General features: G+C 57.6%; 12 protein-coding genes. 4 read left to right on the top strand and 8 right to left on the bottom strand.

Translation table 11 applies throughout. The annotated features are described in order from the left end of the window. Window positions 1-686: 686 nt before the first annotated feature. Together ACR809_RS16830 and ACR809_RS16825 are read left to right on the top strand one after the other, a co-directional pair. The gene (locus ACR809_RS16830; protein WP_004176708.1) at window positions 687-1,826 is read left to right on the top strand and encodes a GGDEF domain-containing protein; all 1,140 of its coding nucleotides are present in this window, start codon (window positions 687-689) and stop codon (window positions 1,824-1,826) included. Window positions 1,827-1,857: 31 nt separating this feature from the next. After that, on the top strand, window positions 1,858-2,688 hold the full coding sequence (locus ACR809_RS16825) for an N-acetylmuramoyl-L-alanine amidase (RefSeq protein WP_122051442.1): 831 nt from the start codon (window positions 1,858-1,860) through the stop codon (window positions 2,686-2,688). Here ACR809_RS16825 and ACR809_RS16820 read toward each other — a convergent pair. From ACR809_RS16820 to poxB, 4 genes are all read right to left on the bottom strand, one after another. Then, window positions 2,685-3,698, bottom strand: coding sequence for an NAD-dependent epimerase/dehydratase family protein (locus ACR809_RS16820; protein ID WP_002896399.1), 1,014 nt, complete (start codon window positions 3,696-3,698; stop codon window positions 2,685-2,687). The genes ACR809_RS16825 and ACR809_RS16820 overlap by 4 nt on opposite strands. Window positions 3,699-3,785: 87 nt before the next feature. Beyond that, on the bottom strand, window positions 3,786-5,228 hold the full coding sequence (locus ACR809_RS16815) for an SDR family oxidoreductase (protein WP_048268988.1): 1,443 nt from the start codon (window positions 5,226-5,228) through the stop codon (window positions 3,786-3,788). A 10-nt stretch (window positions 5,229-5,238) separates the two neighbouring features. Then, complete coding sequence (ltaE, locus tag ACR809_RS16810) at window positions 5,239-6,240, bottom strand: low-specificity L-threonine aldolase (protein ID WP_004176702.1); 1,002 nt, start codon at window positions 6,238-6,240, stop codon at window positions 5,239-5,241. Between the two features lie 38 nt (window positions 6,241-6,278). Further along, window positions 6,279-7,997, bottom strand: coding sequence for a ubiquinone-dependent pyruvate dehydrogenase (poxB, locus tag ACR809_RS16805; RefSeq protein WP_122051657.1), 1,719 nt, complete (start codon window positions 7,995-7,997; stop codon window positions 6,279-6,281). A gap of 151 nt (window positions 7,998-8,148) precedes the next feature. Between poxB and ACR809_RS16800 the strand changes: the two genes are divergently transcribed. Then, complete coding sequence (locus ACR809_RS16800; RefSeq protein WP_004183518.1) at window positions 8,149-8,583, top strand: DoxX family protein; 435 nt, start codon at window positions 8,149-8,151, stop codon at window positions 8,581-8,583. Between the two features lie 211 nt (window positions 8,584-8,794). Here ACR809_RS16800 and hcr read toward each other — a convergent pair whose 3' ends face one another. The 4 genes from hcr to aqpZ form a co-directional block, all read right to left on the bottom strand. Then, the gene (gene hcr / locus ACR809_RS16795; protein ID WP_122051441.1) at window positions 8,795-9,763 is read right to left on the bottom strand and encodes an NADH oxidoreductase; all 969 of its coding nucleotides are present in this window, start codon (window positions 9,761-9,763) and stop codon (window positions 8,795-8,797) included. Window positions 9,764-9,773: 10 nt separating this feature from the next. Next, window positions 9,774-11,426, bottom strand: a complete 1,653-nt coding sequence (gene hcp / locus ACR809_RS16790; protein ID WP_122051656.1) for a hydroxylamine reductase — start codon at window positions 11,424-11,426, stop codon at window positions 9,774-9,776. A gap of 143 nt (window positions 11,427-11,569) precedes the next feature. Then, entirely contained in the window at window positions 11,570-12,469 is a 900-nt protein-coding gene (locus tag ACR809_RS16785; protein WP_004147773.1) for a lysine exporter LysO family protein, read from the bottom strand. A 115-nt stretch (window positions 12,470-12,584) separates the two neighbouring features. Beyond that, window positions 12,585-13,280 (bottom strand): aquaporin Z, encoded by a 696-nt coding sequence (gene aqpZ / locus ACR809_RS16780; RefSeq protein ID WP_002896434.1) that lies wholly within the window; start codon window positions 13,278-13,280, stop codon window positions 12,585-12,587. Window positions 13,281-13,699: 419 nt separating this feature from the next. Here aqpZ and ACR809_RS16775 point away from each other — a divergent pair, with 419 nt between their 5' ends. After that, complete coding sequence (locus tag ACR809_RS16775; RefSeq protein ID WP_004176693.1) at window positions 13,700-15,358, top strand: ATP-dependent endonuclease; 1,659 nt, start codon at window positions 13,700-13,702, stop codon at window positions 15,356-15,358. Window positions 15,359-15,450 lie beyond the last annotated feature (92 nt).

Raw genomic sequence — 15,450 nt, 5'->3', positions numbered from 1 at the left:
CCCGTGAACAAGAAATATTGCCCCGTAAAATAGGGAAATGGCTCTTGAAAGATAAGGGTAATTATTTCTTCTTATAGATGCGAGTGGCGACGTGCATTTTTTTATCCGTATTACCGGAGGAGGGGACAATGACGCCCCCCTTGTTCATTTGTTTTTTTAATCAGCTCTTCACGGGCATCGTTGGATGCGGTTTGACCAGTAGAGGAAATGGCGCCGATTTTGGTATATTGCGTATGGACTTTATCAAAAGCTGTTTTGTTAAAATTTCTGCGGAGACGGCATTGGCCGCTTAAAACAATGCTGTACCTGCCACTAAAGCTGCATATTTAATATTCTTAGCCCCTATTGTTTATCTCGCTATCATCATGCTCTTGTTTGCATTCACCAATGAATGATTCAGATTGAACTCACACTGCTTTTTGTAAGCAAAATGCTGCAATTTAATGACGATTAGTTAACGCTTTTTAGCAAAAAGATGACGTATTTCGCAGTGCTGATGCTTGTTTTTTGAGCCGGTTACCTATCGGGAGCGGACCAGGCTATTTTCTTCGGTCGTTAGCTGAAAATCACCCTGAGAGGCCGGAGCTGAGGGGATAGGGCGCTGACAGACATTCCCGGTAACATGGTTTATCATATAGAAAAGCAGGGGCTGCGCCCATGGTCATGCAGGTCACCAGGGAGTTAAGATGTTAACAAATAAGCGAGAGCGCGCCCGGCAGCAGCGAGCCGCGTTGTGGGCCACCAGAGATAATGTCCAGCGCCATGCGCTGTCCATGAGTATGCCCTGGCTGGCCTTTGTCAATATCGCTTTTGCGTTAATGATTTTCTTCCGCAATTTTATCTTTACCTATTTTGATAAGAGGCTACTGACGCACCGGGCGGTTATTCCTTATATCGAAGCGGCGTTGATTGCGGTTATTATCATTTCGGCCATTTTAGTGATTATTGCCCTCACGCCGCGACTGGCGCAGGGACGATATACGTTGAATATCATCACCGGGCTGCTGCTGGCGCTCAGTCTGTGCTGGTCCCTGAGTAATTATTGTTTTATTTTTTTCTGGACCTTGCCCTTTGCCTGGCCGCTGCTGGTGATATTAATGACTACCGGCCTCACCGCGCTGTATCACCATTGGCCCGGCATAACCGCTTTTATGCTGCCGCTATGGGTGACCGCCTTGCTGGCGGGAATACAGCTCCACTATCACACCGAGATCCGCTTTTTGATCCTCTGGGCCATTTTTACCGCGATTTTGCTGTATGGCCGACGTATTTTGCAGCGCTGGTATGACGAAGCCTGGGATACCCACCAGGAGAATATGCAGCTTATTCAGCGGCTGGAAAGTATCGCCAACCAGGATGCCTTAACCGGAACCGCTAACCGTCGGGCGCTCAATGCTTACCTGGCGGCGATCTGGCAGCAAAAAACGCCGCTGGCGCTGATGATGATCGATGTCGATTATTTTAAGCGCTATAACGATCGCTATGGCCATCAGGCTGGTGATGAGTGCTTATCTTCTGTCGCGCAGGTGCTTAAAATGGCGGTCCGGGCGGAGGGCGATCTGGTGGCTCGCTACGGCGGCGAAGAGTTTGTCGTCGTGTTGCCCGGGGTGTCCTTAGCGCATGCCACCGCTATTGCCGAGCGCATTCAGCAGAAGATCCGCGAGGCAGGCCTACCGCACGCCGCTTCGGCGGTGGCGTCGGAGGTCACCGTGAGTATCGGGATCGTCGCCTCCGATGGCACGGTCCCGATAGAGACGCTGATCGCCCGGGCGGACAGTGCGCTGTATCAGGCGAAAAATAAAGGACGTAATCAATGGTCTTATTAACCCGGAGACGCTGCCGGGCAAGGGAGAAGGGATGAAACGGATGATGCGGATCGTGCTGCTGGCGCTGCTGCTAACCGGCTGCGCTGGGGAAAAGGGCATTATCGATCGCGGCGGATACCAGCTGGACACCCGTCATCCGGCGCAGGCTGCCTATCCGCGAATAAAAGTGTTAGTGATCCACTATACGGCTGACAATTTTGATGTCTCGCTGGCCACGTTGACCGATAAAGAGGTCAGCTCCCACTATTTAATTCCTGAACAGCCCCCGCGTTATCAGCATAAACCGCGGATCTGGCAGCTGGTGCCGGAAGAGGATTTAGCCTGGCACGCCGGGGTAAGCTACTGGCGCGGCAGTACGCGCATTAACGATACCTCCATTGGCATTGAGCTGGAGAACCGCGGCTGGCAGAAGACGGCGGGCGTCAAAAGTTTTACCCCCTTTCATCCGGAACAGATTGCGGCTCTGATCCCGCTGGCGCGCGATATCATCGCCCGCTACCACATCGCGCCGCAGAATGTGGTCGCCCATGCGGATATCGCCCCGCAGCGCAAAGACGATCCGGGGCCGTTATTCCCCTGGCAACAGCTGGCGCAGCAGGGGATCGGCGCCTGGCCTGACGAGCAGCGGGTGGCCTTTTATCTCAACGGGCGGCCGGCCAGCGAGCCAGTGGACCCCGAAATCGTACTGGATTTGCTCTCGCGCTATGGCTATCAGGTGACGCCGGAGATGACCCCCGCGCAGAAGAAGCGGGTGATTATCGCCTTCCAGATGCACTTCCGTCCGCAGCGCTGGGATGGGGTAGCGGATGCGCAAACCGAAGCGATAGCCGAGGCGCTGTTAGAAAAATATGGCCAGGGTTAGCGGTGTAGTTTACCGTGGTCGCGAAGCCAGGCGGCGGTGCGCACGATGCCGTCGTCAAGCGTCACCACCGGCTGATAGCCCAGCTCGTCCTGCGCGCGGGTGATATCGAGCGTAAAATCAAAGTTAAGCTTGGAGACGCCGTAGTGGGTAAACGCGGGTTCTTTGGCGGTTTTATCGCCAAAGCGCTCCATGCTGCGGGCGATAATATCCAGCATCGGATAGGGAACTGAGCGGATCCGGCATTTGATGCCGAGCTCGTCGATCAATTTCTGCACGATGCTCCGCAAGGTGCGCGGTTCGCCGTTGCTGATATTCCACGCGCGGGCGGAGGGAAGATGATCGCAGGCCGGCTGGCTCGCCAGCCACATCGCATGTACGGCGTTTTCATAATAGGTCATGTCGACCAGCGCACTGCCGCCGCGCGGGAGCAGGACGCTGCCATAATGCTGCATCATTTGCGCCAGCCGGGGGATAAAGACTTTGTCGTGCGGCCCAAACAGGCTCTGCGGCCGCAGAATGGTAAAACGGGTATGCGGGTTGGCCTGCGCTAGCAGGTTGATCACCTCCTCGCTGGCCGCCTTGCTGCGGGCAAACTCGTTGGCGAAGCGGTGTGGACGGAAATCTTCCTGGATATCACGATGATGGTGATAATCAAAATAGAGCGATGGCGAAGAGATATGGACGAAATTGCGCACTCCCCATGCCACTGACCATTCGCCCAGACGACGGGTGGCGCGGACGTTAGCGAGATCGAAAGCCTGCTGAGTGCCCCATGGCGAGGTAAAGCTGGAGCAGTGCCATAGGGTATCGATACCGGCGAGCATCACTTTAGCCTGCGAAGAGACCAGCTCGGTTAAATCTGCCGGGATGAATTCCGCCCCCATTTTGCTCAGAAGCTTGCCCATCGCTTCGTTGCGCCCGGTCGCTCGCACGCTGATGCCCTTGTTGCGCAGATATTCCACTGCGTTGCGGCCTAATCCGCTGGTCGCACCGGTAACCAGTACCTTCATATCACTCTACTGTCCCAGAAAAGAATTTCGTGCGCATTTTTCCGTGATTCTCCCGACTATGCAATGAGAATCATGAAAGAATAACGCTTATCCTTCGACTCTGCCTGAGATTTGTTCGGCCAGCCGGGCGATGCGTTGCGCCATACCGCGGAAAATAAACAGGTGCGCCGGGATCATCAGCAGCCAGTAGATCAGGCCTGGCATACCGTGCGGGTGCCACCAGGCGCGCACGTCCAGTTCACGACGATCGCCTTTATCGTTAATGGTAAAGCTTAATCGGCCCAGCCCGGGCGCTTTCATACCGAATAGCAGGGTGAGCTGTTTTTCTTCCTCCACGATAATTACCTTCCAGCTGTCGACCGTATCGCCGGTTTGCAGATAAGCGCGCTGCGGCCGCCCTTTGGCCAGCCGGTGGCCGACCAGCAGATCCATCGCGCCGCGGGTTTTCCACAGCAGATTGCCGAAAAAATACCCCTCTTCACCGCCGATTTGGTTAACGACCTGCCACAGGGCCTGGCGGCTTGCCTGAGTGACGACGGTGCAACCTGCCTGCTTCGGATAGTAGCCGTACTCCGGTCGCCAGCGGGCGAAAGCCTGATCGTCGTAGCCCCAGTCGCTGGAGTTTACTAACTGCTCTTCTTCTTTCAGCGTGCGGCGAACCGCCTGATCGAAGGGGATCAGCGTTTGCGGGATCAACGCCCGCAGCGCCCGATCGTCAGCGATTAGATCGTGCTTCAGCCCCTGAATCAGCGCCTTGGCGATGGTCGGCGGCACCGAGGTGATGACATTGAGGAACCACACCGAGATCCAGCGCGTCGGCAGGGGAATGGGAATGAGCGGGCGATGTTTACCGCTGACGGCCATAAAGCGAATGAACTGCTGCTGATAGCTTAACACCTCCGGACCGGCGGCTTCGAAGACGCGGTGCGCATCGGAGGGATGATTCAGCAGCTCAACCAGGTCAACGAGCAGGTTTTCCAGCGCGACAGGGGTGGTACGCGAACGTACCCAGCGCGGAGGGGTTAGCACCGGCAGGTTATAAACCATGTCGCGCATCACCTCGAAGGCGGCGGAGCCGGCGCCGACGATAATCCCGGCCCGCAGCTCGGTCACCGGCACGCCCGACTCACGCAGGAGATCGCCGGTAATCTGACGAGCGCGCAGATGGTCGGACTGCTCCTGCGCCGGGGCCTGCAGCGAACTGAGAAATATCACCTGGCGCACTGATGACTGACGCAGGGCATCGCGCACATACGTCGCCACCCGCCGCTCATGGGCGATAAAATCACCGCCTTCGCCCATGCCGTGGACCAGATAATAAAGGGTATCGATACCGGTGAGTAGCGCAGGCAGGTCCTGCGGTTGATTGAGATCGACTGACCGGCAGGTAACGCCGGGCAAAGCGAGTTTTTGCAATCGGTCGATATGGCGTGCCGCCGCCAGCACCGGATAGCCCCGCGCGCTTAATGCGCGCACTAAATGCTGGCCAATATAGCCGCTGGCGCCGAGCACCAGAACTGATTGCGACACGCCTGACTCCTTAGCGTTGTAAAAAAGCCTGCCAGTGGGCGACCACCTCGCTCAGCTGCTGACGGTTGACATCCAGGTGAGTGACCAGACGGACAACAGGCGAGGCGTTAATCAATACCCCCTGCGCCTGCATAAACTTGCCGAGCGCCGGGGCCTGCTCTTCGCCGACGCGAACGAACAGCATGTTGGTATCGTGACGGGTGACGTCGGCGCCGATAGCACGCAGCTGCTCCGCCATCCACGCGGCGTTGTCATGATCCTCCTGCAGGCGCTGCACGTTATTTTTCAGCGCGTACAGCCCGGCGGCGGCCAGGATGCCCGCCTGGCGCATCCCGCCGCCGACCATTTTCCGCCAGCGGACGGCGCGGCGAATGTACGCCTCGCTGCCGAGCAGCAGCGAGCCTACCGGAGCGCCAAGCCCCTTTGACAGGCAGATGGTGAAGGAGTCGCAGTATTGGGCGATATCGCGTAACTCGCAGCCGTAGGCCACCACGGCGTTAAAGATGCGTGCGCCGTCGACGTGCAGCGCCAGATTGCGCTGGCGGGTAAACGCCCAGGCTTCCTGCAGATAGTCGCGCGGCAGCACCTTACCGTTATGGGTGTTTTCCAGGCTCAGCAGGCGGGTGGGGGCAAAATGGATATCGTCGGGTTTGATTTTCGCTGCCACTTTATCCAGAGGCAGCGAACCATCCGCCGCGGCGTCGATCGGCTGCGGCTGAATACTGCCGAGGACCGCCGCGCCGCCGGCTTCGTACAGATAGTTATGCGCCCCCTGGCCGACGATATACTCTTCGCCGCGCTGGCAATGGCTGAGCAGGCCAACGAGGTTGGCCTGGGTGCCGGTGGGTAGAAATAGCGCCGCTTCTTTGCCGGCCAGGTCGGCGGCATAGCGCTGCAGTTCATTGACGGTAGGGTCGTCGCCATACACATCGTCCCCGACCGGGGCGGCCATCATGGCCTCCAGCATGGCGCGCCCGGGACGGGTAACGGTATCACTGCGTAAATCGATCACGGCTTTTCCTTGGTCTGGTTCAACGTATTGCTTCTGTTTTACCTGAGCCAGTTGGTTTTCGCCAGTTCGATGACCTCATCGCCGCGCCCGCTGATGATCGCCCGCAGCATATACAGGCTAAAGCCTTTGGCCTGCTCCAGCTTGATCTGCGGCGGGATCGCCAGTTCCTCTTTGGCGACGACGACGTCGACCAGCACCGGACCGTCGGTGCGGAAGGCGGTCTGCAGCGCTTCATCCACCTCGGAGGCTTTTTCAACGCGTATACCTTTGATACCGCAGGCCTCGGCGATGCGGGCGAAGTTGGTATCGTGGAGCTCCGTACCGTCGGTGAGATAGCCCCCGGCCTTCATTTCCATCGCCACGAAGCCCAGCACGCTGTTGTTAAAGATGACAATCTTCACCGGCAGCTTCATCTGCGCCAGCGACAGAAAATCGCCCATCAGCATGCTGAACCCGCCGTCGCCGCACATGGCCACTACCTGCCGCTCCGGCGCAGTGGCCTTGGCGCCGATGGCCTGCGGCATGGCGTTGGCCATTGAGCCGTGGTTGAACGAGCCCAGCAGGCGGCGTTTACCATTCATTTTGAGATAGCGTGCCGCCCAGACGGTCGGGGTGCCGACATCGCAGGTGAAAATGGCATCTTCATCGGCAAAATGACTGATCTGCTGCGCCAGATATTGCGGGTGAATGGCTTTATCGCTGGGTTTAGCCAGATCGTCGAGCCCTTTTCGCGCGTCGCGATAGTGCTCCAGCGCCTTATCGAGGAAGTGGCGATCGGTTTTCTCTTCCAGCAGCGGCAGCAGCGCCTTCAGCGTCGATTTAATATCGCCCACCAGCGCCATGTCGACCTTACTGTGTGCGCCGATGCTGCCGGGGTTGATGTCGATCTGGATAATTTTCGCGTCGGTTGGGTAGAAGGCGCGATAGGGGAACTGGGTGCCCAGCAGGATCAGGGTATCGGCGTTCATCATGGTGTGGAAGCCAGAAGAGAAGCCAATCAGCCCGGTCATGCCCACATCGTACGGGTTGTCGTACTCCACGTGCTCTTTGCCGCGCAGGGCGTGGACGATGGGGGCTTTAATTTTGGCTGCGAACTCCACCAGTTCCTGGTGGGCGCCGGCGCAACCGCTGCCGCACATGAGCGCGATATTGCTGGAGTAGCGAATAAGCTGCGCCAGCTTGCGCAGCTCTTCTTCCGCCGGGGTGACCGTCGGCAGCGGCGCATGATACCAGTGGCTGCTGGCGCTTTCCGGGGCGGCCTTCAGTGCCACATCGCCGGGTAGCACCACCACCGAGACGCCGCGGTTAATCACTGCCTTACGCATCGCCACTGCCAGCACCTGCGGGATCTGCTCCGGCGTGGAGACCAGTTCGCAGTAATGGCTGCACTCGCGGAACAGCTCCTGAGGATGGGTTTCCTGAAAATAGCCGCTGCCGATTTCGCTGGATGGGATGTGGGCGGCGATGGCCAGTACCGGGGCATGGTTGCGATGACAGTCAAACAAACCGTTAATCAGATGCAGGTTGCCCGGTCCGCAGGAGCCGGCGCAGACCGCCAGCTCGCCGGTCAGCTGCGCTTCCGCGCCAGCGGCGAAAGCGGCGACCTCTTCGTGCCGGGTGGGCATCCAGTCGATGGTGCCCATGCGGTTAAGGCTATCGCTCAATCCATTGAGGGAATCTCCGGTGACGCCCCAGATACGTTTCACGCCGGCCTGTTCCAGCGTTTTGGCAATGTATGCCGCCACGGTCTGTTTCATGATCTCCATCTCCTTTTTTTGATAACGCCTTCAAGCTTAGATGAAACTGACCGCAATGTAACCGATTACCCCTGATTTTTTGCTGGTTTTATTCCTCTCCGGCTGCGCATACTCTGGAAGTACACAGGATGCAAAACAGGATGCACATCAAATGGTTAAAGGATTGTTAAACACAGTAAATTGCAGGCTGTCGCATGATGACGCCGGTAAACTCTTGTTACGACTTGCCGTCGGCGGCTTAATGCTTTTCCATGGAATCCATAAGCTGATAGATGGTGTGGATGGCATTAGCGGGATGCTGGCGGCGCAGGGATTGCCCGGGTTTATCGCCTACGGTGTGCTGGTGGGGGAAGTGGTCGCTCCCTGCTTGTTAATTCTCGGCGTCCTGACCCGCCCGGCGGCGTTGGTGCTGGCGTTCACCATGGTGGTGGCGTGGCTGATGGTCGGCTTAGATAAGACGTTTGCGCTTGATGCGGTGGGAGCGTGGGCCATTGAGAATCTGGTCTATTTCTTTGTTGGCGCACTGGCGATTGCGCTACTCGGCGCGGGGCGTTATTCGCTGGCCGGTCAGTCGGCCTGGCGGTAAAAATGCCTCATTCGTCCTGGGGCGTAAAGTCGATACTGTTGGCGATTTGCAATTTTTTCAGTCCGGGAAAGCGTTTATCTCATGTCGCCTGAGCGTTTGTTTATTGTCGCCAGGGATTTTCCCGGAGGCGGCGCATTGCGCCTTCTCTGGGCTACCAAATCGCACAGCGCTGTAGCCCCGGTAAGCGGTAGCGCCACCGGGGATTTTGACCTCAGGCGAGAACCAGATCGCTCTGCGGATGACAGGAGCAGGCCAGCACATAGCCGTCGGCGATTTCGGCGTCGGTCAGCGTCATGGTGCTGGTGACGCTGTACTTCCCGGAAACCACTTTGGTTTTGCAGCAGCCGCAGACGCCGGCGCGGCAGGCGACGGTCACCGGCACTTTATTGCTCTCCAGCGCGTCGAGCAGCGTAGTGCCCACCGGCGCGTAAAACTCGCGCGCCGGCTGCAGTTTAGTAAATTTCAGCCCGCTGGTGGCGGCCTCAGCCACCGGGGTGAAGAATTTTTCCTTAAAGAAGCGGGTGACGCCCAGGGCGGCAACATCCTGCTCGACCTTCTCCATATAAGGCGCCGGGCCGCAGGTCATCACGGTGCGGCTGGCTAAATCCGGCACGCTCTGCAGCATCTCCCGGGTCAGACGGCCGGCGACAAAACCGTGCGTCGCGTTGTGCTCCGCTACCAGGGTGACCGGGTAGTTGCGCCACTCTTCGGCAAAGATTACATCTTCCGGCGAACGCACGTTATAAATCACCTGTACGTCGGCCTGCGGTCGATGCTTAGCCAGCCAGCGGCGCATCGCCATGATCGGTGTCACGCCGCAACCGGCGGCCAGCAGCAGGAATTTATCTTCCGCTTTATCGTCGCAGGTAAACTCGCCCATCGCATCGGACAGCCAAAGGTAATCGCCGCGTTTGACCTCGCGGGTTAACCACTGCGAACCCGTACCCTCGTCAATACGGCGAACGGTCAGCGTAATGTATTCGCTGACCCCCGGCGTCGAGGAGAGGGTATAGGCGCGCAGCGTTTCCGCCGAGTTACGCACGCTAACCAGAGCGTACTGGCCAGCGCGGTACGGATAGTAATCGTGGCACAGCAGCGAAAGGGTCCACACGTCCGGGGTTTCCTGGTGAATGTGGTGAACCTGCATCCGCCACGGGCACTGGGAGGTTGGCATAGTCATCAGGGACTCCTTAAGCGCTCAGCAGCTGCTGCATATCTTGTTCCACGGTGGTCACGGAACGCAGACCAAACTTCTCATTGAGGACCGCCAGCAGATCCGGGGTGAAGAAACCTGGCGCCGTCGGACCGGTGACGATGTTTTTCACACCCAGCGACAGCAGCGTCAGCAGGATGACGATCGCTTTCTGTTCGAACCAGGAGAGCACCAGCGACAGCGGCAGATCGTTGACGCCACAGCCCAGTTTCTCCGCCAGCGTGACCGCCAGAATAATCGCCGAGTAAGCGTCATTACACTGCCCGGCGTCGACCAGGCGCGGCAGCCCTTCGATATCGCCAAAGTCCAGTTTGTTGAAGCGGTATTTACCACAGGCCAGGGTCAGGATCAGGCAGTCATCCGGCACGCTGGTGGCGAAATCGGTGAAGTAGTTACGCTCCCCGCGGGCGCCGTCGCAGCCGCCGACGAGGAAGATATGGCGCAGTTTTTCACGACTGACCAGATCGATCAGCGTATCCACCGCGCCAAGCAGGGTCTGACGGCCAAAGCCGACGGTGATCAGATGCGGGATTTCGCTGTACGGGAAGCCCGCCATCTGCTGCGCCTGGGCAATGACCGGGGAGAAGTCTTCGCCTTCCAGATGGTTCACACCCGGCCAGCCGACGATGCTGCGAGTCCAGATGCGATCGTCGTAGGCGCCGACGGTCGGGTCGATGATGCAGTTAGAGGTCATCACGATGGGGCCCGGGAAGCGGGCGAACTCCACCTGCTGGTTTTGCCAGCCGCTGCCGTAGTTGCCAATCAGATGTTTGAATTTACGCAGCTCCGGATAGCCGTGAGCCGGCAGCATTTCGCCATGAGTATAGACGTTGACGCCGGTGCCTTCCGTCTGCTCCAGCAGGTTATACAGATCCTTCAGATCGTGGCCGGAGATCAGGATGCACTTCCCTTCGGTGGCTTTAACGTTGACCTGAGTCGGCGTCGGATGGCCGTATTTGGTCGTTTCACCGGCGTCGAGGATGCTCATCACTTTGAAGTTCATCTGGCCGATTTCCATCGAACATTCGAGCAGCGCATTCATATCCGCAGGCCAGGTGCCCAGCCATGCCATGATTTTATGGTACTGGGCATAGATAGCGTTGTCGTACTGGCCGAGCACGTGGGCGTGCTCCATATAGGCCGCCGCACCCTTCAGACCGTACAGGCACAGCAGGCGCAGACCGAGAATATTCTCGCCGATGGCGGCTTTATCTTTATTCGGGGTATAGTCCGCCGCCTGACGCTGCAGGTCGCCCAGATCGTCGCTGACCAGCTGCAGGTCGGCGACCGGGCTGTCGACCGCGGCGCTGGCATCGATCGCCAGGCATTGCGCTTTCAGCGCCTCACGCAAGGCAATTGCCTGGCGGGCGTAGCCGACGATGCGCGGGGAATCGAAGTTAACGTTAGTCAGGGTGGAGAAGAAGGCGCGAGGGGCAAAGCTGTCGACCTGATGATCGATAATGCCATATTCGCGCGCTTTAAGCGCCCAGGCGGACAGGCCTTGCAGTGACGCAATCAGCAGATCCTGCAGGTCCGAGGTTTCCGCTGTTTTACCGCACATCCCCTGCGCGTAAGAGCAGCCGTTGCCGGCTGGGGTACGAATGGTTTGTTCACATTGCACACAAAACATGGTCACACCTTTAAAGTTATATTTGATATACATGTTTAAGGTTATGCCGCGCGGCAACGGGTGAAAAGGTATTTCTCAGACAACTTAAAGGGAGATTGATTTAGCGCAAATTTGGCGGCAGGAGGGCTGCCGCCAGCGGGTGCTCAGGCGGTAAAAAAGGCGATCAGGATCGGGACCAGCAAACTAAGCAGAAAACCGTGCACGATGGCGGCAGGGACGATTTCGACGCCGCCGGAACGCTGCAGTACCGGTAAGGTGAAGTCCATCGAGGTGGCGCCGCACAGCCCCAGCGCCGTGGAGCGGCTGCGGCGAATAAGGCCCGGAATTAACATGATGGCCAGCAGCTCGCGACAGAGATCGTTAAAGAACGCCGCGCTACCGATCACCGGGCCAAAGGATTCGGTGAGTAAAATACCGGAGAGCGAATACCAGCCGAAACCGCTGGCCATTGCCAGACCGGTCTTTAACGGCAAACCGAGAATAAAGGCGTTAAGTATCCCGCCGAGTAATGAACTGGCCGTAACCACCACGGCGACGATCATTCCCCGGCGGTTAAGGACTATTTGTCGCAGACTCATTCCATTATTGCGTAATTGGATACCGACGAGGAACAGGAGAAAAATCAACGTATATTCGCTGGCTTCTGTCGCGTGCTGTAAAAAAGGCAGTCTGGTCAGACCGAGCAGAAAACCGAGCACGACCACACCGCACAGCTGCAGCGATTCCAGGGCCATGGCCAGGCGCGAGGGTAATTTCTCCTGACGATGCTGACTGCGCCATGGCATTTTACTTTCCAGCCACAGCAGGGCGGCGATATTACACAGTAAAATGATAACCACGCTCACCGCGGCGTAATGCAATATTGCCAGCAGGTTGCTGGCCAGATTGTCGAGGAACGCCAGGCTGATACCCATAAAAAAAAGGATTACATAGACAATCCAGCTGAGCATGCGGTTTATCAGCTTTAGCGCGGAGGAGTGACGAAGAGGCAGTAAATAGCCGACGACCAGCGGCAACAGAATAATAAAGAGTCCCGAAAACATGAACGATGCAGCCCTTGCATGATGAGAATAGCGCCCATGACACTACCCAAATCACCGGGCCGAGTAAAGCTGTCGCCAGAAAGAAAAAGCCCGGAGACCCGGGCTTTGAAAAGCGTTAATCGCGTTTTTCCAGCAGGGTGCGATACAGCACGCCGCCGAGGATCCCGCCGACGATTGGCATGACCCAGAACAGCCACAGCTGCTGCAGCGCCCAGCCGCCCTGGAAAATTGCCACCGCGGTGCTGCGCGCCGGGTTGACCGAGGTGTTGGTGACTGGAATGCTGATCAAATGGATGAGGGTCAGCGCCAGGCCGATGGCGATGGGGGCAAAGCCCGCCGGCGCATGTTTATCGGTCGCGCCATGAATAACCAGCAGGAAGCCGCAGGTCAGGACAATTTCAATGACGATAGCCGACAGCATGGAGAAGCCGCCCGGGGAGTGTTCGCCATAGCCGTTGGAGGCGAAGCCACTGGCGGCGGCATCAAAGCCGGCTTTACCGCTGGCAACCACGTACAGCACCGCCGCGGCAATAATTCCGCCGACCACCTGAGCGATAATATAGCCAATGACCTCTTTTGCCGGAAAACGGCCGCCGGCCCACAGGCCTAAGGTGACCGCCGGGTTGAAATGCCCCCCGGAAATATGGCCGACCGCAAACGCCATGGTTAATACCGTTAAGCCAAATGCCAGCGCGACGCCGGCAAAACCAATACCAAGCTCGGGGAAAGCCGCGGCGAGCACGGCGCTACCGCAGCCGCCAAATACAAGCCAGAAGGTGCCGAAGCATTCGGCTGCTAATTTTCTGAACATAACCACCTCAATTAAATTGTTTACGCGCACGAGCGGACCGTGCCGGTCTTTATTTATCGTGATAAGGGATGACGATAAAAATAAAGCGGCGTTATTCTAGAGATAATCGCCATCCCGGAGCCAGTTAAATATATTGATATTATTTGATTTAGGGCAAGGTGAGTGGATTCCTTTTGCCAGTTTAGCCTTTCCTTTATCCATGGAAGATTATCAATAGTGTAGATCATAACGCCTGAAATAAAACTATTTTGCTTGATGAATAATCAACAGTCGGTAATAGGCGATAAGTGAGTAATTTTATGAATATATTTAATCCGCTGAATATGAGCCACGGATGCGATTAAGCAGAGTGTCATCTTGCCTCCGCCCTCGCTATACTGTTGATTACTGAAGGAGAGTGGTGGTGTAGCGGAGGGGATATGCTTCTTGAGCGCGTAGAAATCGTCGGTTTTCGCGGTATCAATCGTTTGTCGTTGATGCTGGAGCAAAATAACGTCCTGATCGGGGAGAACGCGTGGGGGAAGTCCAGTCTGCTTGATGCGCTGACCCTGCTTTTGTCGCCGGAGTTCGATCTTTATCACTTTGTTCGCGATGATTTCTGGTTTCCCCCGGGCGACATCCAGGGGCGCGAACACCATTTGCATATTATCCTGACCTTCCGCGAAACGGAGCCAGGCCGCCATCGGGTCCGGCGTTTCCGTCCGCTTCAGCGCTGCTGGGTGCCTTGCGATGACGGGTATCACCGGGTGTTCTATCGCCTGGAGGGCGAGCTCGCCGAAGATGACAGCGTGATGACCCTGCGGAGCTTTATCGATGGTGAAGGCGAAGCGTTGGTGCTGGAGGAGATTGATGAGCTGGCCCGACACCTGGTGCGTTTGATGCCGGTGCTGCGCCTGCGCGATGCGCGCTTTATGCGCCGCATCCATAACGGGACGGTACCGCACTCGCCGCAGATAGAGATCACCGCCCGTCAGCTGGATTTTCTCTCCCGCGAACTGGTCAGCCATCCGCAAAATTTATCGGACGGTCAGATCCGTCAGGGGCTATCGGCCATGGTGCAACTGCTTGAGCATTACTTTGCCGAGCAAAGCAGCGCTCAGACGCGGCATCGCCTGATGCGGCGGCGCTCCCATGATGAACAGCGCAGTTGGCGTTATCTGGATATTATCAACCGGATGATCGACAAGCCCGGCGGGCGCAGCCATCGGGTGATCCTGCTGGGGCTTTTTGCCACCCTCCTGCAGGCGAAAGGGACGGTGCGCCTCGATCGCGACGCGCGACCGCTGCTGTTGATTGAAGATCCCGAGACCCGTCTGCATCCGATCATGCTTTCCGTCGCCTGGCACCTGCTGAATTTGTTGCCGCTGCAGCGTGTGACCACCACCAACTCCGGAGAGCTGCTGTCCCTGACGCCGGTAGAGCAGGTCTGCCGGCTGGTGCGTGAGTCGACGCGGGTATCGGCGTGGCGGTTGGGGCCGGGCGGAATGAATGCCGAAGAGAGCCGGCGCATTGCTTTTCACATCCGCTTCAATCGCGCCTCATCGCTCTTCGCCCGCTGCTGGCTGCTGGTGGAGGGAGAGACGGAAACCTGGGTTATCAACGAACTGGCCCGGCAGTGCGGTCATCATTTTGATGCCGAAGGGGTTAAGGTGATCGAATTCGCCCAGTCCGGCCTGAAGCCATTGATCAAGTTTGCCCGCCGGATGGGGATCCAGTGGCACGTGCTGGTGGACGGCGATGAGGCAGGGAAAAAATATGCCGCGACGGTACGAGGTCTGCTTAATAACGATCGCGAGCTGGAGCGCGACCATCTGACCAGTCTGCCGGCGCTGGATATGGAACACTTTATGTATCGTCAGGGATTTGATGACGTTTATCATCGGGTGGCGCAGATCCCGGATAATGTCCCGATGAATATGCGGCGGGTGATCACCAAAGCCATCCATCGCTCATCCAAGCCGGACCTGGCGATTGAGGTGGCGATGGAGGCCGGCCGCCGTGGCGTGGACGCTGTGCCGACGCTGCTGAAGAAAATGTTCTCACGGGTGCTGTGGTTAGCCCGCGGTCGTGCCGATTAATCTCACCGTCGTCGTCATTTACGGCGGCACAAAGCTCTCCGGCAGCTAAACAAAACGTCATTGACGAGAAAAATGGGTGTCCTGTTGCCAGC

Origin of the sequence: Klebsiella sp. CD33 (assembly GCF_051992865.1) — a bacterium.
Taxonomy (GTDB): Bacteria; Pseudomonadota; Gammaproteobacteria; order Enterobacterales; family Enterobacteriaceae; genus Klebsiella; species Klebsiella pneumoniae.
Note: the sequence above shows the minus strand (reverse complement) of the source record. Positions and strands in the feature narration are given on the sequence as shown.